This is a genomic window from Streptomyces sodiiphilus (assembly GCF_039529215.1).
Lineage (GTDB): Bacteria > Actinomycetota > Actinomycetes > Streptomycetales > Streptomycetaceae > Streptomyces > Streptomyces sodiiphilus.
On the sequence record NZ_BAAAMJ010000068.1, the window covers coordinates 35,051 to 55,216 of the forward strand.

At 70.4% G+C, this 20,166-nt stretch carries 22 protein-coding genes; 6 read left to right on the forward strand and 16 right to left on the reverse strand.

The window, feature by feature from the left end; all coding sequences use genetic code 11:
* Positions 1-45: 45 nt before the first annotated feature.
* Complete coding sequence (yddG, locus tag ABD299_RS21995) at positions 46-990, forward strand: aromatic amino acid exporter YddG (RefSeq protein ID WP_344265477.1); 945 nt, start codon at positions 46-48, stop codon at positions 988-990.
* 38 nt (positions 991-1,028) lie between these two features.
* On the opposite strand, the gene ABD299_RS22000 is transcribed toward yddG, so the two are convergent.
* Complete coding sequence (locus tag ABD299_RS22000; protein ID WP_344265480.1) at positions 1,029-2,672, reverse strand: B12-binding domain-containing radical SAM protein; 1,644 nt, start codon at positions 2,670-2,672, stop codon at positions 1,029-1,031.
* 460 nt (positions 2,673-3,132) lie between these two features.
* Here ABD299_RS22000 and ABD299_RS22005 point away from each other — a divergent pair, with 460 nt between their 5' ends.
* Positions 3,133-3,705: a hypothetical protein gene (locus tag ABD299_RS22005; RefSeq protein ID WP_344265482.1), complete on the forward strand. Its 573-nt coding sequence runs from the start codon at positions 3,133-3,135 to the stop codon at positions 3,703-3,705.
* On the forward strand, positions 3,705-4,388 hold the full coding sequence (locus tag ABD299_RS22010) for a class F sortase (protein WP_344265485.1): 684 nt from the start codon (positions 3,705-3,707) through the stop codon (positions 4,386-4,388). Before ABD299_RS22005 ends, ABD299_RS22010 begins: the two co-directional genes overlap by 1 nt.
* 8 nt (positions 4,389-4,396) lie before the next feature.
* Here the strand turns inward: ABD299_RS22010 and rdgB are convergent, their stop codons facing one another.
* From rdgB to ABD299_RS22030, 4 genes are all read right to left on the reverse strand, one after another.
* Positions 4,397-5,026, reverse strand: a complete 630-nt coding sequence (gene rdgB / locus ABD299_RS22015; RefSeq protein WP_344265488.1) for an RdgB/HAM1 family non-canonical purine NTP pyrophosphatase — start codon at positions 5,024-5,026, stop codon at positions 4,397-4,399.
* A 34-nt stretch (positions 5,027-5,060) separates the two neighbouring features.
* Positions 5,061-5,417 carry a hypothetical protein gene (locus tag ABD299_RS22020; protein WP_344265490.1) on the reverse strand — a complete coding sequence of 119 codons (357 nt, stop codon included), beginning with the start codon at positions 5,415-5,417 and terminating at the stop codon, positions 5,061-5,063.
* Between the two features lie 71 nt (positions 5,418-5,488).
* Positions 5,489-6,217, reverse strand: coding sequence for a ribonuclease PH (gene rph, locus ABD299_RS22025; protein WP_344265493.1), 729 nt, complete (start codon positions 6,215-6,217; stop codon positions 5,489-5,491).
* Positions 6,218-6,240: 23 nt separating this feature from the next.
* The gene (locus ABD299_RS22030; protein ID WP_344265730.1) at positions 6,241-6,483 is read right to left on the reverse strand and encodes a PTS sugar transporter subunit IIB; all 243 of its coding nucleotides are present in this window, start codon (positions 6,481-6,483) and stop codon (positions 6,241-6,243) included.
* 154 nt (positions 6,484-6,637) lie between these two features.
* Between ABD299_RS22030 and ABD299_RS22035 the strand changes: the two genes are divergently transcribed.
* A complete protein-coding gene (locus tag ABD299_RS22035) occupies positions 6,638-7,855 on the forward strand; it encodes a PTS transporter subunit EIIC (protein WP_344265496.1) in 1,218 nt (405 codons plus the stop codon).
* Positions 7,856-7,874: 19 nt separating this feature from the next.
* On the opposite strand, the gene ABD299_RS22040 is transcribed toward ABD299_RS22035, so the two are convergent.
* The 9 genes from ABD299_RS22040 to clpS all read right to left on the reverse strand — a co-directional run bounded on the left by ABD299_RS22040 (position 7,875) and on the right by clpS (position 14,973).
* Positions 7,875-8,630 carry an MBL fold metallo-hydrolase gene (locus tag ABD299_RS22040; protein ID WP_344265499.1) on the reverse strand — a complete coding sequence of 252 codons (756 nt, stop codon included), beginning with the start codon at positions 8,628-8,630 and terminating at the stop codon, positions 7,875-7,877.
* Positions 8,631-8,742: 112 nt separating this feature from the next.
* Positions 8,743-9,939, reverse strand: coding sequence for a rod shape-determining protein RodA (gene rodA, locus ABD299_RS22045; RefSeq protein ID WP_344265501.1), 1,197 nt, complete (start codon positions 9,937-9,939; stop codon positions 8,743-8,745).
* Between the two features lie 160 nt (positions 9,940-10,099).
* Positions 10,100-11,050, reverse strand: a complete 951-nt coding sequence (locus tag ABD299_RS22050) for a PLP-dependent cysteine synthase family protein (RefSeq protein ID WP_344265503.1) — start codon at positions 11,048-11,050, stop codon at positions 10,100-10,102.
* A complete protein-coding gene (locus ABD299_RS22055; protein ID WP_344265506.1) occupies positions 11,050-11,328 on the reverse strand; it encodes a MoaD/ThiS family protein in 279 nt (92 codons plus the stop codon). Before ABD299_RS22055 ends, ABD299_RS22050 begins: the two co-directional genes overlap by 1 nt.
* Before the next feature lie 61 nt (positions 11,329-11,389).
* Positions 11,390-11,509: a putative leader peptide gene (locus tag ABD299_RS22060; RefSeq protein ID WP_344265509.1), complete on the reverse strand. Its 120-nt coding sequence runs from the start codon at positions 11,507-11,509 to the stop codon at positions 11,390-11,392.
* 66 nt (positions 11,510-11,575) lie between these two features.
* Complete coding sequence (locus ABD299_RS22065) at positions 11,576-12,007, reverse strand: M67 family metallopeptidase (RefSeq protein WP_344265512.1); 432 nt, start codon at positions 12,005-12,007, stop codon at positions 11,576-11,578.
* A gap of 114 nt (positions 12,008-12,121) precedes the next feature.
* Positions 12,122-13,702, reverse strand: a complete 1,581-nt coding sequence (locus ABD299_RS22070) for an alanine/glycine:cation symporter family protein (protein WP_344265515.1) — start codon at positions 13,700-13,702, stop codon at positions 12,122-12,124.
* Between the two features lie 351 nt (positions 13,703-14,053).
* Positions 14,054-14,671 (reverse strand): DUF2017 domain-containing protein, encoded by a 618-nt coding sequence (locus ABD299_RS22075; protein WP_344265518.1) that lies wholly within the window; start codon positions 14,669-14,671, stop codon positions 14,054-14,056.
* Positions 14,671-14,973 (reverse strand): ATP-dependent Clp protease adapter ClpS, encoded by a 303-nt coding sequence (gene clpS, locus ABD299_RS22080; RefSeq protein WP_344265521.1) that lies wholly within the window; start codon positions 14,971-14,973, stop codon positions 14,671-14,673. Before clpS ends, ABD299_RS22075 begins: the two co-directional genes overlap by 1 nt.
* Positions 14,974-15,077: 104 nt before the next feature.
* Here clpS and ABD299_RS22085 point away from each other — a divergent pair, with 104 nt between their 5' ends.
* Complete coding sequence (locus tag ABD299_RS22085) at positions 15,078-16,406, forward strand: nicotinate phosphoribosyltransferase (protein ID WP_344265524.1); 1,329 nt, start codon at positions 15,078-15,080, stop codon at positions 16,404-16,406.
* 97 nt (positions 16,407-16,503) lie between these two features.
* The gene (locus ABD299_RS22090) at positions 16,504-17,094 is read left to right on the forward strand and encodes an isochorismatase family protein (RefSeq protein ID WP_344265527.1); all 591 of its coding nucleotides are present in this window, start codon (positions 16,504-16,506) and stop codon (positions 17,092-17,094) included.
* A 29-nt stretch (positions 17,095-17,123) separates the two neighbouring features.
* Here the strand turns inward: ABD299_RS22090 and ABD299_RS22095 are convergent, their stop codons facing one another.
* Together ABD299_RS22095 and ABD299_RS22100 are read right to left on the reverse strand one after the other, a co-directional pair.
* The gene (locus tag ABD299_RS22095) at positions 17,124-17,441 is read right to left on the reverse strand and encodes a hypothetical protein (RefSeq protein ID WP_344265530.1); all 318 of its coding nucleotides are present in this window, start codon (positions 17,439-17,441) and stop codon (positions 17,124-17,126) included.
* 256 nt (positions 17,442-17,697) lie between these two features.
* Positions 17,698-20,061, reverse strand: a complete 2,364-nt coding sequence (locus ABD299_RS22100; RefSeq protein ID WP_344265533.1) for an immune inhibitor A domain-containing protein — start codon at positions 20,059-20,061, stop codon at positions 17,698-17,700.
* Between the last annotated feature and the right edge of the window lie 105 nt (positions 20,062-20,166).

The following is a 20,166-nucleotide window of genomic DNA, read 5'->3' on the forward strand; positions in this document are numbered from 1 at the left end:
CGCGCGATGACGCGCGGTTACCGGACGCAGCGGACTGGAGGACGGGTGAACGCGCAGGACACACAGACGGGCGTCGGCACATCGGGAAACGGCCACGGCGAAGCGGAGCTTCCGGCGCGCCGGCTGAGGGCCACCGGGATCGGCGCGGTGGCCGTGCTGCTGTGGGCGTCGCTGGCCCTGTTCACCACGCTGACCGGGCGAATACCGCCGTTCCAGCTCACCGCGATGGCGTTCACGGTCGCCGGGATCATCGGGCTTCCCCTGGCCGTACGCGGCGGCTGGACGCTCGCCCGGGGGCTGCCCGGCGGAGCGTGGGTCCTCGGCATCGGTGGTCTGTTCGGCTACCACTTCTTCTATTTCCTGGCCCTCCGCAATGCCCCTGCGGTGGACGCCGGTCTCATCGCCTACCTGTGGCCGCTGCTGATCGTCGTGTTCTCCGCGCTCCTGCCCGGTGAGCGGCTGCGCTGGTGGCACACGGCGGGCGCGCTGCTCGGGCTCGGCGGAACCTTTCTCCTGGTCACCGGCGGCCAGGGTCTGCACCTGCGCAGTGAGTACCTGCTCGGGTACACAGCAGCCGTCGTCTGCGCTCTGGTGTGGTCGGCGTACTCGGTGGCCAACCGCCGGTACCCACAAGTCCCCACGAACATGGTCGCCTTCTTCTGCCTGGCCACCGCGGCGCTCGCGGCGGTCTGCCACGTGCTGTTCGAAACCACGGTCCGGCCCGAGGGCTGGCAGTGGCTCGCCGTGCTCGTTCTGGGCCTCGGTCCGGTCGGCGGCGCCTTCTACGTCTGGGACCACGGCACCAAGCACGGAGACATCCGGCTCCTGGGGACCTTCGCGTACTTCGCTCCGCTCCTGTCCACCGCACTGCTCATCGCGACCGGGCGGGCCGACCCGAGCTGGCCCGTCGCCGTCGCCAGCACGCTGATCGCGGGCGGCGCCATGCTGGCCTCGGCGGACACCCTTCGCTCCGCGCGCCGTCGTGGCTGAGCCGGGCTCCGCTCCGGAGGGAGCGGAGCCCGGCCGCCTCAGGCGTCCACCGGCCAGGTTCCCCTGCGCACCATTTCGGTCACCCGCTCGGCGCCGTTGGCCCGCACCAAGAGCTCCAGCCGCATGCGCTCGATGTCCTCGGCGCTCCACTTGTCGGTGGCCATGGTCCCCTTCTCGTGCGACCAGCCGTTGTCGTAATGGCGTACGACGTAGTCCTTCTGAAAGTCCCACATCTTCGTTCCCGGCAGAGGGGTGACGATGAAGGGGTTGGCGTAGGCCATGCCGTGGCCCATGAGCGTGACCGCGTAGTCGACGGTCTTCTCGATCTGTTCCAGCGACTCGATGTACGGCCGCCCCCCGGGCGTCTCGGGCGGGTTCACGAAGCCGAGCATGAAGCCGCCGGTAACCTGGATGCCGTACTCGGTGAACATCTCCACGATCTCGCCGGTTGCCTTCTGGAAGGCGTTGAGCCGGGGTTTGCCCGACTCGACCAGGCTGTCCTCGTTGGCGCTCTCCACCGCGAGGTAGACGCTGTAGCAGCCGCCGTCGGCCATGGCCTTGATCAGGTCCCGGCAGGTGAGTCCGGACCGCATCGCCGCGAGAACGTTGCGGAAATTCGGGTTGCGCCGCTCGGCTTCGCTCATGCCGTCCGCGAACTCGGCACCCAGGTGCAGCAGGACGAGGTTGAACAGGCTCAGACCGCCCTCCTCGACCCACGGCAGGTCGTGCTTGCGCAGGAGCTTGAAGATGTGCATCGCGTACAGCGGGTCGTGCATCAGGTGGTCGTCCTCGATGAGAACCTCGGTCACGCCGTGCTTGCGGATCTCGGCCAGGTGGAGATCGAACCAGTCGGTCCCCAAAGCCCGCCACGGGCCGTTCACCATCGGGATGTAGCAGAAGTCGCAGCCGACATTGCAGCCGATCGTCGAGAAGATCTGTGCCCAGGAACCGTGATCGCGCACCCGCTTGCCCGAGGAGTGGTAGCTCTGCTCGTACTGGCTCATGTCCAGCATCCCGAAGTCGGGCAGCGGCATCATGCCGAGCCGCTCGTCCAGCCCTTGCCTCTTGGGCAGGATCCGCATGTACGGCGACATGGCCGTCGTCCGGACCACGGCCCCGTCGGCGCGCCGGTAGGCGATGCCGGGTACCGCGTCGATGTCGCCGCCTTCGGTCAGCGCGTGCAGAAGAGCGGTGAAGGTCTGGTCAGCCTCGTTGATGACCACGTAATCGAAGGGGGAGTCGGGCACGGCGTACTGCCAGTCGCCGCTGGGGTGGGCTCCGCCGGTGACGGTCACGATCTCCGGGTCGATCTCCTTGACCAGGTCCGCCAGGGCACGTGCGTTGCCCCACTGGACGGTGTAGATGCACTGGATGCCGACAACATCCGGCTCGTACTCCTCGATCATTCGCCGTAGCTGTGAGTCGTCGAGACCGTAGCGGATCAGGCTGCTGCCGCCCCCGATGTCGACGAGCCGGCGTTCCTGCTCCCAGCCGGCGAAGGGCGAGTCGACGATACTGACGTCGAAGCCGGACAGGCGGGCGTTCGCGGCGATGCGTAACAGGCCGATGGGGGTACCCGCCCGCTTCATGACTTCGAACCTGTCCAGGCCGAGCGCCCGGAAGCTGCTCCCTTGCGGCGAGGGCTCCACGACCCGGGTGTACGAGGGCACGATGAGCAGCACGCGGGGCGCCTGCCCGAGGACGCGCCGCCGGGTGCCGGAGGGTGACGTACGCCGGGAAGGCTTGCCCAGGTGCCGCAGCGGTGGACGCTGAGGAGCACAGGAGAACTTGACGGAAGGATTTTCCACCAGCACGGGTGAAGAACCGGTTCGCTTCACAAGGCGCTCCATCTTTCCGAGAACGGAGGATTCGTTCAGATGGTCGCCTTCCTCACGCCGTCAGGACAGCGTGTCGAGGCTGAATGGCGTGAACTGTCAGATGCGCACGGCACATCCGGTCCATTGTTCTCCGGGATTCCCGGTTGACACGGCACACCGGGTCCGATGCCTCCGGATCGGCCGGGCAGCGAAGCAGCCCTCCGTGCGGGGTGCTCCGCCGCCCGTACGGAGCAGCGCGGCGGCGCTGGGGATGCGCTGGGGCGCGGGAGAGGGGACCTTCGGAGTACCGACCCGGAGGTTCATCATGGGCATCGCTCGCGTCCTCAAGCTCACGTTCTGTACCGTCACGCTCACCCTTCTCGGCCTGGCCGGTGCCGTGCCCGCGGCGGCCGAGCCCTGGCCGGACGACCACCAGCGGGAGGGCTCGGTCACCGTCACCCCGATCAGCCCGCGCCCGGGCGAGGAGGTGACCATCGAGGCCCGGGGCTGCAAGGGCAGGCATGCCACGGCGCACTCGGAGGCTTTCGTGGCGGAGGCGAAGCTCGCGCCGCGGGGCGGCGGTGTGCTGTCCGGCGAGGCGATGATCCGGTCCAGGATCGAGCCGGGCGTCTATCCGGTGGAGGTCCACTGCGAGGGCCGGCGCGGCGAGCTGTCGGGCCGGGTGGTCATCTCCGGACTGGTGCCGGACAAGCCGGACCACCACGGGGAACACCCCAAACCTACCGCTCCGGTGCGGGCCGGCGGCGGGGCGATGGCCGTCGAGGAGTCCGGCGGCGCGGGCACGTGGAGCGCGGCCGGGCCGGTCGTGCTCGCGGGCGTGGCGCTCGGCACGGTGCTGCTGGCGGTCCGCCGGGCGCGGCGCGCGCGGGAGCACTGATGGCCGGGGCGACCCGCACCGGAGGTGCCGGCCGCCTGGTCAGCTGCGTGGCGTGGGCGCTGCTGCTGGTGGTGCTCTGGCAATGGGGCCGCGACCTGACGGAGACCGGCACGATACCGCGCACGGTGCTGGGCGAGCGCCCCTCGGTGTCCCGGCTCACCGACGGCCGGCCGCTGCCGGCCCCGCACGAGCCGCTGCCCGGCGCCCCCGCCCCGGTGCTGCTGGAGATCGACTCGATCGGGGTGCGGGCCCAGGTGATGGAGCGTGGCGTGGACGCCACCGGCGGAATCGACCCGCCGCCCTACGAACTGCCGGACGTGGCCGGCTGGTACGCGGGCGGGCCCACACCGGGCGCCCGGGGGCCCGCCCTGGTGGTGGGCCACGTCGACACGGACACCGGGCAGGCGGTGTTCTATTCGCTGAGCGCGGTGGAGCCCGGCAGCGAGGTGCGGGTGACGCGGGAGGACGGCAGCGTGGCGGAGTTCACCGTGATCGGGGTGGACGTGATCGAGCGGGAGCAGTTCGACCCGGTGCAGGTCTACGAGGGCGGTCAGGACGGCCTGGCCGAACTGCGGCTGATCACCTGTGGCGGGACGTTCGACCGCGAGCGGCAGTCGTACTCGGCGAACGTGGTGGTCTCCGCCTACCTCTCCGGCACCTCCCCGGCCCGCAGCTCGGTCTGACCGTCCGGTCAAGTGCCCGGCTCAGCCGGCTGTGTCTTCGTCAGGAGTTCCACGATCTGCGGGGCGAGGGCGCGGAAGGCCTTCCCGCGGTGGCTGATGGCGTTCTTCTCCCCGGGGGTGAGTTCGGCGCAGGTGCGGGTGTCGCCGTCCGGCTGGAGGACCGGGTCGTAGCCGAAGCCGCCCTCGCCGGCCGGGGTGTGCCGCAGGGTGCCGCGCAGCCGCCCCTCGGCGACGCGTTCGGTGCCGTCCGGCAGGGCGAGCGCGGCGGCGCAGGCGAAGTGCGCGCCCCGGTGCGGTGCCCCGATCTCCTCCAGCTGGGCCAGCAGGAGTTCCAGATTGGCGCGGTCGTCGCCGTGCCGTCCGGCCCAGCGGGCGGAGAAGATGCCCGGCGCGCCGCCGAGGACGTCCACGCAGAGCCCGGAGTCGTCGGCGACGGCCGGCAGCCCCGAGGCGCGCGCGAGCGCGTGTGCCTTGAGCAGAGCGTTCTCCGCGAAGGTCACGCCGGTCTCGGGGACCTCCGGGGCGCCGGGGACCTCGTCGGCACCGAGGAGTTCGACGGCGAGCCCGGCACCGGTGAGGATGGCGCGGAGCTCGCCGATCTTGTGCTGGTTGCGGGTGGCGAGTACGAGGCGTGGCATGCCGCGATTATCCCGCCCGCGGGCCCGGTCCCGCTCAGCCGGGTGTGCAGACGGCGGTCAGTTCGCCGACGGCGTCCCCGAGGGGGCCGAGGTCGGGATTCTCGTCGGTCTCCATGGACTCGCGCACGTTCTCCACGGCCTCCAGGACGGAGTCGGCCGCCGCGGCGATATCCGCGTCGCCGGTGTCGTCCTTGATCTTCTGTGCCTCCTTCTCTATGGCGTCGGTGAACCTGCCCATGTCCTCGGCGTCCGCGGCGTCGCCCGCCGCGAGGGTGAGCTGCTCGACACTGCTCGCGATGGAGCCCGCGAGGCGGGCGCAGTCCATCGCCCGCTGCCCCGCGTCGCAGGCGGCCGTGCCGGCGGACAGGGCAGCGGTCAACACAACGGCCACCGCAGTACGACGGTATGTATGCATGCAGAGCTCTTACCCGCGGACGACGCGTCCGTGCGGGTGAGATCCGGTCAGGTCGTCCCGAGCGCCAGTCGTTGCGCGCCGTCGAGCTGGGCGCAGCCGGCGACCGCGAGGTCGAGCAGCGCGTTCAGCTCCTCCCGGGCGAAGGGCTCGCCCTCGGCGGTGCCCTGCACCTCCACGAACCGGCCGTCCCCGGTGCAGACGACGTTCATGTCGGTCTCGGCACGCACGTCCTCCTCGTAGGCGAGATCGAGCATCGGGACGCCGGCGACGATGCCGACGCTGACGGCGGCGACCGTGCCGGTCAGCGGCTGGGACTTGGACTTGACCAGCTTCTTGTCCTGCGCCCAGGCGATCGCGTCGGCGAGCGCCACGTAGGCGCCGGTGACGGCGGCCGTCCGGGTGCCGCCGTCGGCCTGCAGCACGTCGCAGTCCAGGACGACGGTGTTCTCCCCCAGGGCCTTGAGATCGGTCACGGCGCGCAGCGAGCGGCCGATCAGGCGGGAGATCTCGTGGGTGCGTCCACCGATCTTCCCGCGGACCGACTCCCGGTCCCCACGGGTGTTGGTGGCCCGGGGGAGCATCGCGTACTCGCCGGTGACCCAGCCCTCCCCGCTGCCGCGGCGCCAGCGGGGCACGGTGTCGGTGACGCTGGCGGTGCACAGGACCTTGGTGTCCCCGAAAGAGATGAGGACGGAGCCCTCGGCGTGCTTGCTCCAGCCGCGCTCGATGGTGACGGGGCGGAGCTGGTCGGCCGTTCGGCCGTCGATACGAGACATGCAGGCGAGCCTAGAGGACTCGCTCAGGTCTCCGATCTCATGTCCTCGATGTCCGAGGCGATCGGGTCGGCATCGGTGCCGATGACGACCTGGACGGCCCGGCCCATCATCACCACGCCGCGCGCTCCGGCGGCGCGCAGCGCCGCCTCGTCGATCAGCGCGGGGTCCGCCACCTCGGTGCGCAGCCGGGTGACGCACCCCTCGGCCTCGATGATGTTCCCGATTCCGCCCAGGCCGGCGACTATCTGTTCCGCCTTGCCGGTCATCTCCACCTCCAGGGGCACATCCGCGGCCACGCGCCGTGGAACGAGCCTCGACCTCCCCCCTCGTCCCCCTCCCACCGTGCTAGAAAGAGACCCGGCCGACCACTGGTGTAGACCATTCGGGTCAGGTGGTGGTCATCCCACCGGGAGGAAGCAGATGTCCGCCGCGCCCGTCACCGGGGAGGACACCCGGCCGCGCCGGGGGTCCGGCGCCCTGGCCGTCGCCCAGCGCATCGGCCGCAGCCTGATGCTGCCCATCGCCACGCTGCCGGCCGCCGCGCTGCTGGTCCGGCTCGGCGCCGAGGACATGCTCGGTGCCGAGGTCCTGCCGGACTTCGTGCGGCGGGCCGCCGACTTCATGGCGGCGGGCGGCCGGGCCCTGCTGGAGAACATGCCGCTGCTCTTCGCCGTGGGCATCGCCATCGGCTTCGCCCGGAAGTCGGACGGTTCCACGGCACTGGCAGCCGTCGCCGGCTACCTGGTCTTCGGCAATGTGCTCCAGGCGTTCCATGACCCCGCCACCGGCGAACCGGTCAGCGCCGGCGTGCTCGGCGGCGTGATCATCGGCGTCACGACCGCGCTGCTGTACCAGCGCTTCCACCGCACCCGGCTTCCCGACTGGCTGGGCTTCTTCGGCGGCCGCCGCCTGGTGCCGATCCTCTCCTCGTTCGCCGGGCTGCTGCTGGGCATCGCCGTCGGCTACATCTGGCCGGTGCTGGGCTCCGGGCTGCACCACATCGGCGAGTGGCTGGCCGGCTCGGGCTCGGCGGGGGCGGGCATCTACGGCGCGCTGAACCGGGCGCTGGTACCCGTGGGCATGCACCACCTGCTCAACTCCTTCCCCTGGTTCCAGGCCGGCTCCTTCACCGACGCGGACGGCAACGTGGTGCACGGCGACATCGCCCGGTTCCTCGCCGGAGATCCGGCCGCCGGTCAGTTCATGACCGGCTTCTTCCCCATCATGATGTTCGCGCTCCCGGCCGCCTGCCTGGCCATGTACCACTGTGCCCGCCCCGGGCGCCGCAAGGCCGTGGGGGGAATGATGCTCTCCGTCGCCCTGACCGCGTTCGTCACCGGGGTGACCGAACCGGTGGAGTTCACCTTCATGTTCATCGCCCCCGTGCTCTACGCCGTGCACGCGGTGCTGACCGGGGTCTCCCTGGCCCTGGCGTGGTCGCTGGAGATGCGGCACGGCTTCGGCTTCTCGGCCGGGGCGATCGACTTCCTGCTGAACCTGGGCATCGCCGCCAATCCCGCCGGGCTGGCCCTGGTGGGACTGTGCTTCGGCGTCGTCTACTACGCTGTCTTCCGCTTCGCCATCACCCGGTTCGATCTCCCCACCCCGGGCCGCGAACCGGACGAGGACCCCGGGTGACCGTGCCCGCCCTGACGGCTCAGACCTCGTACTCCGCGCCGGGATGGGCCAGTTCGGTGGGGCCGTCGTAGACGGCACGGGCGTCGCGGAGATTGGTGAGGGCGTCGGTCCACGGCGGGATGTGCGTGAGGACGAGCCGCCCGGCCCGGGCGTCACGGGCGTACTCGCCGGCCTGGCGGCCGTTCAGGTGCACCTCGGGGAGGTCCTCCTTGCCGTGGGTGAAGGACGCCTCGCACAGGAACAGATCGCTGTCCCGGGCCAGCTCGGTCAGGGCGGGGCTGAGCCCGGTGTCGCCGGAGTAGGTGAGCACCCGGCCGCCGTGCTCGATACGGAAGCCGTACGCCGTCACCGGGTGGGTGACCAGCTCCGCCCGGACCGTCAGCGGCCCGGCCCGGAAGACGTCGCCGGGGGCCAGGGTCCGGAAGTCGAAGACCTCGCTCATGGACTTCTCGGAGGGGGTGTCCGCATACGCCGTGGTCAGCCGGCGCTCGGTGCCCTCGGGACCGTAGACCGGAATGGGCGCGCACCGGCCGCCCTCGTGCCGGTAGTACCGGGCCACGAAGTACCCGCACATGTCGATGCAGTGGTCGGGGTGCAGGTGGCTGATCACGATGGTGTCGATGTCGTAGAGGCCGCTGTACTTCTGCAGCTCGCCGAGGGCGCCGTTACCCAGATCCAGCAGCATTCGGTAACCCTCGGCCTCGACGAGGTAGCTGGAGCAGGCCGAGTCCGCGGACGGGAACGATCCCGAGCAGCCGACAACGGTGAGCTTCATGAGCGGGGGAACCTCCGGTGGTGGGGTTCGAACGACTGTAAGTCGCAACTGCCCCCGGTGGGTCGGTGGCGGGCTGGGGTGTGGGCGGAATCACCAGCGGCCCGGTGTGCGCTCAGGCGCGCGGACGGGAGCGCGCCCGGATGGCGACGAGCAGGCCGATCGCGGTCCACACGGCGAACATCGAGGTTCCCCCGTAGCTGACGAGGGGCAGCGGAAGGCCGGTCACCGGCATGATGCCCAGGGCCATGCCGATGTTCTCGAAGGACTGGAAAGCCAGCCAGGTGACGATGCCGGAGGCGACGATGCTGCCGTACAGGTCGGGGGACTCCTTGGCGATCTTCACAGCCCGCCACAGCACCACCCCGATCAGCAGGATGATCAACCCGGCCCCGAGGAAGCCGAGCTCCTCACCGGCGACGGTGAAAATGAAGTCGGTGTGCTGTTCGGGCACGAACTGGCCCGCGGTCTGCATGCCGTGGAAGAGGCCGGTGCCCGTCAGGCCGCCGGATCCGATGGCGATACGGGCCTGATTGGTGTTGTAGCCGACGCCCGAGGGATCTAGCTGCGGATTGGCGAACGCGGCGAAGCGGTTGATCTGGTACTCGTCCAGGAGGCCGAGCTGCCAGACCGCCAGTGCTCCGGCCGCCCCTGCGCCGAGCAGACCGATGATCCACCCCCGGGACGCACCCGAGGCCAGCAGCACCCCCAGCAGGATCGTCGCGATCACCATCGTCTGGCCGAGGTCGGGGGTGAGGACGATGAGCACGGCGGGAACGGCGGCCAGCAGCAGAGCCTGCAGGACGGTACGGGCGTCCGGAGCGGGCCGCTCGTCGGCTTCCATCCGCGTGGCGAACAGGGCCGCGATGGCCAGGATCACCCCGATCTTGACCAGCTCGGAAGGCTGAAAGGCGAAGCCGGCCCCCACCTCGATCCAGCGCTGCGAGCCGTTGACGGTGGAGCCGAGCGGCGTCAGCACCAGAGCCGTGAGCAGCAACGAACCGCCGTACAGCACGGGCACCACATCACGCACCCGGGCGCTGCCGACCCAGACCACGGCGGCGGCGAGCAGCAGTCCGACGACGATGTTGAACAGGTGGCGCAGCAGGAAGTACTGAGGGTCGCCGTTGTTGAGATCGGTACGCCCGCGGGTGGCCGAGTACACCAGCAGGGCGCCCAGCGCGGTCAGCGTCAGCGCGGCACCCACCAGGACCCAGTCCACCTGCCGCAGCACCGATCCCGGGGCGGTGATCCTGGTCCAGGCGGTGGGCTGCACGGTCGTGTGGTGGCCGGAGAAACTGCGCACACTCACCGGGCGCTCCCTGTACGGTCAGGACGAAACGGACAGGGATGACTGTACGCGTTCGCCCCGGTTCACTGCGTGAGGAGGGTGGCGGCCGGAAACAGCGCACCCCCGGCACGGCCGGGCGGGCCGCCGGGGGGTGCGGTGCTTCGCTGTGGCGGGCGGGCCCTCAGGCCCAGAGCTGGCCCTGCAGGCGCGCGACGGCCTCCTCCGTGGTGGCCGCCGTGTAGATACCGGTGGAGAGGTACTTCCAGCCGCCGTCGGCGACCACGAAGGCGATGTCGGCGTTCTCGCCGGCCTTCAGCGCCTTGCGGCCGACACCGATGGCAGCGTGCAGGGCGGCGCCGGTGGAGACGCCGGCGAAGATGCCCTCCTGGGCCAGCAGCTCACGGGTGCGGGTGACGGCGTCCTCCGACCCGACGGAGAACCGGCTGGTCAGCACGGAGGAGTCGTAGAGCTCCGGGACGAAGCCCTCGTCGAGATTGCGCAACCCGTAGACGAGATCGTCGTAGCGCGGCTCGGCGGCGACGATCTGCACCCCGGGGCGGTGCTCGCGCAGGTAGCGGCCCACCCCCATCAGGGTGCCGGTGGTGCCCAGCCCGGCCACGAAGTGCGTGATGGAGGGCAGGTCATGAAGGATCTCCGGGCCGGTGGTGGCATAGTGCGCGCCCGCGTTGTCGGGGTTGCCGTACTGGTAGAGCATCACCCAGTCGGGGTGCTCGGCGGCCAGTTCCTTGGCGACCCGCACCGCGGTGTTGGAGCCGCCGGCGGCCGGGGACGAGATGATCTCCGCGCCCCACATGGCGAGCAGCTCGCGGCGCTCCTGGGAGGTGTTCTCCGGCATCACACAGACGATCCGGTAGCCCTTGAGCTTGGCCGCCATCGCCAGCGAGATGCCGGTGTTGCCCGAGGTCGGCTCCAGGATGGTGCAGCCGGGGGTGAGCCGGCCGTCCTTCTCGGCCTGCTCGATCATGAACAGCGCGGGGCGGTCCTTGACCGAGCCGGTGGGGTTGCGGTCCTCCAGCTTGGCCCAGATCCGCACGTCCTCGGACGGCGAGAGCCGCGGCAGGCGCACCAGGGGGGTGTGGCCCACCGCGGCCAGCGGGGAGTCGAAGCGCATCAGCGCATGCCTCCGGCGACGGCCGGGAGGATGGTCACGTTGTCGCCGTCGCTCAGCTCGGTGGAGATGCCGTCCAGGAAGCGGACGTCCTCGTCGTTGAGGTAGACGTTGACGAAGCGGCGCAGTTCGCCGTCCTCCACCAGCCGCTCCTGGATGCCGGGGTGCTGGGCCTCCAGGTCCGTGAACAGCTCGGACAGGTTCTGGCCGCTGCCCTGGACGGCCTTCTGGCCGCCGGTGTAGGTGCGGAGGATGGTCGGGACGCGGACCTCGATGGCCATGGGTGTACTCCTGTGGGTGAGAAGAGGGAGGCGTGCTGGTGCGGTCGGAGGACCGCCGTGGTCAGGCGGGCACGGCGGCGCGGCGCTGACACATGGCGCTGGCGAGGCGGCACAGGTCGACGTGCAGGCGCGCCACGAGCAGCAGGCTCGGGGGCTCAGTCATCACGTCAGGGTCAACCATGGGCTCATCGTAACGATTCCCGGCCCCGGTTTCGTAAGGGTGTTCCATGATGCGGTCAACCGCGTCTCACATACCGTACGCCTCGACCACGCGGACCTCCTCCTCGGTGATCGCGCCGTCCACGATCCGGAACGAGCGGAAGGACACCGGCCCCTCGTCGTTGCCGCACTCGGCGGTGGAGACGAGCACGTAGTGGGCCCCGGGCTCATTGGCATACTCGACGTCGGTGCGCGAGGGGTAGGCCTCGGTGGCGGTGTGCGAGTGGTAGATGACCACCGGCTCCTCGTCCCGGTCGTCCATCTCGCGGTACAGCTTCAGCAGGTCACCGGAGTCGAACTCGTAGAACGTGGGCGACCGGGCCGCGTTCAGCATGGGGATGAACCGCTCGGGCCGGCCGGTTCCGGCGGGCCCGGCGATGACACCGCAGGCCTCGTCCGGGTGGTCCTTGCGCGAGTGCGCCACGATGGCGTCGCGCAGCTCCTGGGTGATGGTCAGCATGGCCTCAACTCTAGACACACCGGCGGGACGGCACAGCAGGGCCCGGACCGCACCCCGAGCGGTACGGTCCGGGCCCGTCCGGCCCCGGGGTACCCCGGGGCCGGATGCCGCGCGTTACTTGGTGACGCCGACCTTGCCCTCGGGGCCGCCCTCGGCAGCGGCCTCGCTCGCGTCGATCTCCTCGTCGCTCTCGCCGGCGTCGCGCCGCCGGATGTACTCCAGGACCTTGACGAGCTCCTTCTTCACGACCGGTGCCAGGAAGTACAGGCCGATGATGTTGAAGAGGGCCGCCAGGAAGAGCGCGGAGTCCGAGAGGCCGACCAGGGTGTCCAGGGAGACCAGAGCGCCCATGACCACGATGGCGCTGAAGAAGACCTTGTAGATCGTCTCGCTGGTCCTGCTCGCGCCGAAGAGGTGACTCCAGGCCTTCAGGCCGTAGTAGCTCCAGGTGATCAGCGTGGAGAAGGCGAAGAGGATCACGGCGATCGTGAGCAGCGCCGGGAACCACGGCAGGGCGGTGGAGAAGGCGTCCGAGGTGATGGAGATACCCATGGTGGTACCGCCGACGCTCTCACCGGCGGCCGCCGCCTCGCGCGTCTCCAGGTACAGCGGACCGGAGGCGATGACGATGGTCAGCGCGGTGATGGTGCAGATGACCACGGTGTCGATGAAGGGCTCGATCATCGCGACCAGGCCCTCGGTGGCGGGGCGCTTGGTCTTCACCGCGGCGTGCGCGATCGGGGCGGAGCCGATGCCCGCCTCATTGGAGAACGCGGCGCGCTGGAAGCCGATGATCAGGGCACCGATGAGACCACCGGCCACGCCCTCGGGGTTGAACGCCCCGCTGATGATGGTGGAGACCGCCGCGGGCACCTCGGTCACGTTGAACAGGATGACCAGCAGACAGGCGGCCACGTACATGATCGCCATGGACGGCACCAGCCGGCTGGTGACCTTGCCGATCGACCGGATGCCGCCCAGCAGCACCAGCGCCACCAGCGCGGCGACCACCACGCCGTAGAACAGGGCGCCCGCCGAGCCGGCGAAGAAGCCGGTGTGGTCCTCGGTCACCGAGGCGAGCTGCTCCAGGCTCTGGTTGACCTGGAAGAGGTTGCCGCCGAAGAAGGTGAAGAACAGGATCATGACGGCGGACAGGGCGGCGAGCACCTTGCCGACCTGGGGCAGGCCGCGCTCGGCCAGGCCCTTGCGCAGGTAGTGCATCGGACCGCCGGAGACGGTGCCGTCGGCGTGCACCTCGCGGTACTTCACGCCCAGCGTGCACTCCACGAACTTGGTCGCCATGCCGAGCAGACCGCACAGGATCATCCAGAAGGTGGCACCCGGGCCGCCGATGGAGATCGCGATGGCCACACCGGCGATGTTGCCGAGGCCGACGGTGCCGGAGACGGCCGAGCTGAGCGCCTGGAAGTGGGTGACCTCACCCGGCGCGTCCTTCTGCTCGTACTTCCCGCGCACCAGGCGGAACGCGGTCCTCAGGTGACGGACCTGAGCGAGCCCGAAGTACGCGGAGAAGACGATGCCGGCCACGACCAGCCAGCCCACGATGAGCGGGAAGCTGGTCCCCGCGATGTCGACCGTGTAGAACACGATGTCGCCGAGAAAGTCGGAGACCGGGCCGAAGACGCTGTTGACGCCCTCATCGACCCGATCGGTCCACGATTGTTCGTCTGCCATGGGTTACCTCTGGCTGATGCTGCGGGGACAGGGATGAATGCACCGACAGCGCCCGGGCACGCGCGTGAGCCCCGGCTCGGAAATCGGATTTGGTGTTTTTACCACGCAGCGCGACGACATCCATGTGACAGGGATCACACGTTCGGATAACGGTCAGGTTTCCGACAAGTAATTTACCACCATACCGGGCACATGCCCCATGCATCTATTTCACCGGTCCGAATATCGGACAATAAGGCTTCACTCTGCGTATTGACGTGGCGGTCCTGGTCCACTAATGGGACACCCTCCGACTCGCCCCGGCGCCGCCTGGCAATTCTTTGGGCGACTCGCCCCGGAGGGCGCAATTCCTCAGGGCAGCAGAGTCTCGACCAATGATTCCTGGAGTCCGCCGAGCCAGAGATAGGCCATGACGAGCGGCTTGTCCGGGTCGCGGTCCGGAAGCTGGAGCAGCCGGTCGGACGTCTCCTCGTCGGTGATCCCCAGCCGGGTCCCGATGGCCAGGCGCAGATCGTTCAGCGCCGTCAGCCACTGCCTGGACTCCTCGGGCTTCAGCGCCAGCACCGCTCCCCCTGCCCCCGCGCCGCCACCTCGCGCGTCCCGGCCGGCGGCGTCCAGCCCGCGCACCATGGCGAGCAGACGCTCCCGCTTGCCGGCCCGCAGTTCCTCCTCGGTGAACCGGCGGAACTCCGCGGACAGCTCCCGGTTCTCCGGGCCCTCGGCCTCGCCGGGCCCTCCGTAGGCGTCCGGGAACAGCCGGGCCAGCACCGGGTCGGACGGCGGCTCGCTCGGGCCGTCGGCCATCAGCGCCGCCAGCGGGTCCTCCTCGTCCGCGCCGTTGCTCCCGCCGGGGCCGATCAGCTCCAGCAACTGCACCGCGAGACTCCGCAGAATGGAGATCTCCACCTCGTCCAGGGCGATGACCGCGCCGCCCCCGGCGCCGTGCGCCGCCTCGAAGTAGCCCGGCATCAGCGGTCCTGCTGCAACGTGGCCCACAGGCCGTAGCCGTGCATCGCCTGCACGTCGCGCTCCATCTCCTCGCGGCTGCCGCTGGAGACCACCGCGCGCCCCTTGTGATGCACGTCCAGCATGAGCTTCTTCGCCTTGTCCTTCGGGTACCCGAAGTACGCCTGGAAGACGTACGTCACGTAACTCATCAGATTCACCGGGTCGTTGTGAACGACAGTGACCCAGGGAACCTCCGGCGCGGGCACCTCTTCCGGCGCCTGCGCCGACTCCGGACGCTCGATCTCCACGGGGATGGCATTCACACCCCCATGCTGCCATCGGAGGGCGCCGGAAGCCCAAACGAGCGTGACACGGCCCACCGCGAGCCAATATCGTCAGACTGACGAGATGGGGCTAGGGTGGGCTCATGAACGACGCAGAGCCGACGCTGCCGGTGGCCGTGCCCTCGACAGCCCTCTTCACCGACCAGTACGAGCTCACCATGCTCCAGGCCGCCCTGCGGGCCGGGACCGCGCACCGCAGGTCCGTCTTCGAGGTGTTCACCCGCCGGCTCCCCGAGGGCCGCCGGTACGGGGTCGTGGCCGGCACCGGCAGGGTGCTCGACGCCGTGGAGAACTTCCGGTTCGAACCGGCCATGCTGGACTTCCTGCGGGAACAGCGCGTGGTGGACGCGCCGACCCTGGACTGGCTGGCCGGATTCCGCTTCGGCGGCCACGTCCGGGGATACCGGGAGGGCGAGGTGTACTTCCCCGGCGCCCCACTCCTGCAGGTGGAGGGCACCTTCGCGGAGTGCGTGCTGCTGGAGACGGTCATCCTCTCGGTGCTCAATCACGACTCCGCGGTGGCCGCCGCGGCGTCCCGGATGGCGGTGGCCGCCGCCGGCCGCCCGCTGATCGAGATGGGCGCGCGCCGCACGCACGAACTTGCCGCCGTCGCCGCCTCCCGGGCCGCCTACGTCGGCGGCTTCGACACCACCTCCAATCTGGCGGCCGGCTTCCGCTACGGCCTGCCCACCGCCGGCACCAGCGCACACGCCTTCACCCTGCTGCACGACTCCGAACGGGACGCCTTCACCGCCCAGGTGGAGTCCCTCGGCACCGGCACCACGCTCCTGGTGGACACCTACGACGTGACCGAGGCGGTACGGACCGCGGTGGAGGTGGCCGGACCGCGGCTGGGGGCCGTCCGCATCGACTCCGGTGACCTGCTGCTGGTCGCCCACCGGGTACGGCAGCAGCTGGACGAGCTCGGGGCACGGGACACCCGCATCGTGGTGACCAGCGATCTCGACGAGTACGCGATCGCCTCGCTGGCCGCGGCGCCGGTGGACGCCTACGGAGTCGGGACCCGGCTGGTCACCGGGAGCGGCCACCCCACGTGCTCGATGGTCTACAAGCTGGTCGCCCGCGCGGCGGGGGACGGGCCCGACGCGCCGCTGGTGCCGGTGGCGAAGAAGTCCCTGGGCGGAAAGCTGTCGGTGCCCGGGAAGAAGTGGGCGGCCCGCCGCCGGGGCGCGGACGGCACCGCGGAGGCGGAGGTCGTGGGCACCGGCCCGGTGCCCGCGGATCTCACGGACCGGTTGGTCACCGCGGAGCTGATGCGGGACGGCCGGGCGGTGGCCCGCGAGCCGCTGACGGCCGCCCGCGAACGGCACATCCGGTCCAGGGCCGGGCTGCCGCTGTCGGCCACCCAGCTCTCCCGTGGGGAGCCGGTGCTCCCCACCGAGTACCGGTGACCGGGCGTAAGGTCGGCAGTGAGGCTCCGCGAGGGCCTCGTCCGCACGTTCCGCCCCGTCCACGCGGAAGAGCAACACCGAGCCGAGAGGTCTTCCCATGCAGCGCGCCCTGATCGCCGTCGACCTGCAGAACGACTTCTGCGAAGGGGGCAGCCTTCCGGTGTCGGGCGGCGGCGACGTCGCCGCCGCGGTCACCGACCTGATCGGCGGCGCCTCACCCGCCTACCGGCACGTGGTGGCCACCCGGGACCACCACATCGACCCCGGGGACCACTTCTCAGACACCCCCGACTACGCACGGTCCTGGCCGGCCCACTGCGTGTCCGGCACCGAGGGCGTGGGCTTCCACCCGAACTTCGCCCCGGCCGTCGCCTCCGGCGCGATCGAGGCGTGCTTCGACAAGGGCGCCCACGAGGCCGCCTACAGCGGTTTCGAGGGCACCGACGAGAACGGCACCTCACTGGCGGACTGGCTGCGGGAGCGGGGCGTGACGGAGGTCGACGTGGTGGGCATCGCCACCGACCACTGCGTCCGGGCGACGGCACTGGACGCCGCGCGGGCCGGCTTCCGCACCCGGGTCCTGCTGGACCTGACCGCCGGAGTGAGCCGCCCCACCGTGGACGCGGCCCTGCGGGAAATGGCGGACGCGGGCGTGGAACTCACCGGGACCCCGGTCGTCCGGGACTGAGCCGGCCGCACCGGCCGTGGGGCGCATCCTCAGGAAGGCAGGGCGCGGGCGAGTCGCAGCAGGGCCGCGACGGGCTGCCACGGCTCCGTGAGGTCCTCGGGAGAGCCGCGCCAGACCATCCCCTCGGGGTGGTGCAGCACGGCGGTGACGGCGTCCGGGGTGGGCGGGGAGGCGTTTCCCCGCAGGTAGACCGAGCGCAACCCCGCGTTGCGCAGCCGCGTCAGGGCCCGCGCCCGGTTGCGGGCGTGCACCAGCACCCGCACCCTGCCCGGCCCTTCCGGCCTGGGCAGGGTGAGGGCGACGACCACGCTTCCGTCCGGAAGCCGGACGAAGCCTCCGTCGGCCATGAGCACCTCCCTCCGCCGGGCCCGCGGCGCCTTGCCGCGTACTCCGCCATCATGACGGGCGACGGCCACCGACCGGTAGGGGCACCGGCCCGGCGGTTCCCCGCCCCGCGGGCCCCATCCAATCCCGGAACTGCGCGGGCCCGGGGGCGGCACCACGGGGATGCGGTGGCGGTGCGGTGACGAAACCGTGGTGCCCCGGCGAGCGGGGCGCGGGGCCGGCCGGTCCGGTGATCAGGTCACCGGACCGGCCGGATGATCAGCGCAGCGAGGACGGCGTCACCATGATGGTCATGGTGCCGCCCTTCCTGGGCTGGTGCAGCACGGTGATCCGCGTGTTGGTGTCCGGAACCCGGACACTGCCCATCGGGTTCTCCTCGGTCCAGTAGCTGCCGCGCCGGTCGTCGAAGACCGGGTTGGCGCGCTTGGCGGGGAGCGTGGTGGGCTCACTGTTGCTGTGCAGGGTCAGCGCCGGGGTCCGGTAGAGGCCGAACGTGGCGTCCCGGGTCTGGATCCGGTTGCGCATCATCGCGCCGTTCGCCCAGTACTCCGGCGTGGGGTTGGCGTCCACCGGCAGGGCCAGGCCCTCACCGGGATGCTGACTGGTGTTGTTGTCGCGCTGCGAGGTGTCCCACAGCCACACCAGCATCCCGCTCTGGTAGGGGAAGTGCTCCACGAAGTCCGGACGCTGGTCCAGGAAGCCGAAGTTGTACGGCCCCACCTTCAGCGTGCGGTCGTAGCCGACGTACTGGCGGTTCTCCACAATGTAGAACTGCGCGTACTCGTCGGTCATGGCGGCACCGACGATCTCGAAGCCGTCGGCGGCCCAGTCGCCCGTGCCGTCCTCGGCGCCGTCCTCGAAGATCACCTCGCCGTCCGCGGTGATGGTGATCTCGTCCGCGGTGAAGCCGAGCTCGGCCACCGCGGAGTCGGTCTGGTAGCGGAACCGCAGTCCGACGGTCTCACCGGCGTAGTCGTCGAGCGGGTAGGACATGGCCGCGTGGCCCTCGGAGTGCCCGTGCAGCGCGGGGCGGTCCGAACCGTCCCGCGGGACCGTCTCGCCGTCGGCGGTGCCGTCGAGCGCCGTCCAGGTGCTGCCTCCGTCCCGGGAGGCCTCGACGTACAGGTAGTCGTAGTCCTCCTCGATCTCCCACCAGCCGGTGAACTCCAGCGTGGCGGAGTCCCGGTGGCCCAGGTCGACGGTGCGGGTCAGAGTGTTGCTCAGGCTGTCGCCCATACCGCTCCACCACTGGCTGTCGCCCGCGGCGGGCTCGACGAGCTCGGTGGTGACGGTCTTGTCCGGCAGCTCGACGATCAGGGCCTGGGTGTCCTTGCCCTTGCGGCCCTCGGGGTACTCCAGCGCGGAGGCGCCCAGCCGGTGCACGGACGTCTTCGCGGCCTTGGCCACCCTGTAGTCCAGCCAGCCCAGCTGCAGCTTCTCCCAGGGGCCCATGTCGTTGGGCAGGGCGCCGATGGTGCCGTCGCCCAGGCCGAGCCAGGAACCGGAGGACATCGCCGTCCAGAAGCCGGTGCCGTTCTCGCCCCCGGCCGTGTCGTAGAGGTCCGGCAGGCCCAGGTCGTGGGCGAACTCGTGGGCGAACACGCCCACGCCGCCGTTCTCGGGCTGGATGGTGTAGTCGCCCACCCAGAAGCCGGTGTCACCGATCTCGGCGCCGCCGGACAGGTTGAACTCCGGGCCGGCCTGCCCGATCAGGTCGGAGAAGGCGTACCAGCGGTGCGCCCAGATCGCGTCGTCGCCCTGGGCGCCGCCACCGGCCGAGGCGTCCTCACCGGCGTGCACGATCTGGAAGTGGTCGATGTAGCCGTCGGGCTCGTTGAAGTTGCCGTCGTTGTTGTAGTCGTAACGGTCCTTCACGTCGTACTCGGCGAGGATCTCCTGGATCTCCTCGGTCGACAGACCGCGCTCCAGCTGATCCTCGTACCACGCGTTGACGCCGTCACTGACGACATGCCACACCGAGCGGCACACGGCTGAACCGCACGCGGTGTTGCCGTACCTGGCCTCGTTGTAATCGACCTTGACCCAGTCGGTGACATGGCCCTCGACGGAGTACCGGCCCGAGGACTGCCGCTCGAAGTACTGCTTGACGGAATCCGTGCCGGGGTCGTCCGAGTAGTAGAGGTCCTCGAAGTGCTTCCGGTCGAAGTTCTCCTGCCAGATCGTGGTGTTGTTCACCGAGCGGTCGGGCTCTTCGATCTGGTTGGCCAGCGGACCGGGGTCGCCGCCGAACTCGGGGTGGATCTCGTCCCCGAACTCCACCAGGATGGTGAAGATCCGGTCGGTGCCGGTGGTGGCGACCTCGACGAACGAACCGTCGTCGAGTTCCACGACCTCCGAGCCGTTGGAGGAGCGGGGCCTGGCCTGACCGGTGATCAGGCGCTGCTGGGCCTCCTGCTTGAGCGCCTCGCGCTTCTCGCCCAGCGGGTTGTGCAGATGCGGATCGCCCGCGTGGAGGGGCTCCACGACGAGGTCGCGGTCGGTATCCACGGTCGGCTGCGCCTGGGCCGCTCCGGCGGGTACCAGTACCGCCGCCGCCAGGGCGGCGATGGCCGTCCCGGCCGCGGCAGCGGTCGATCTCGTGGATCTACGGCGTATGTTCACTTTTTCGCTGTCCTCCCCTGAAGAACGCAGTGGTGTGACACGCTGGCATTCGACACGAGTGACCGGAGAAAAGACACCCCTTGATTCCTACCGGTCAGGCAACTA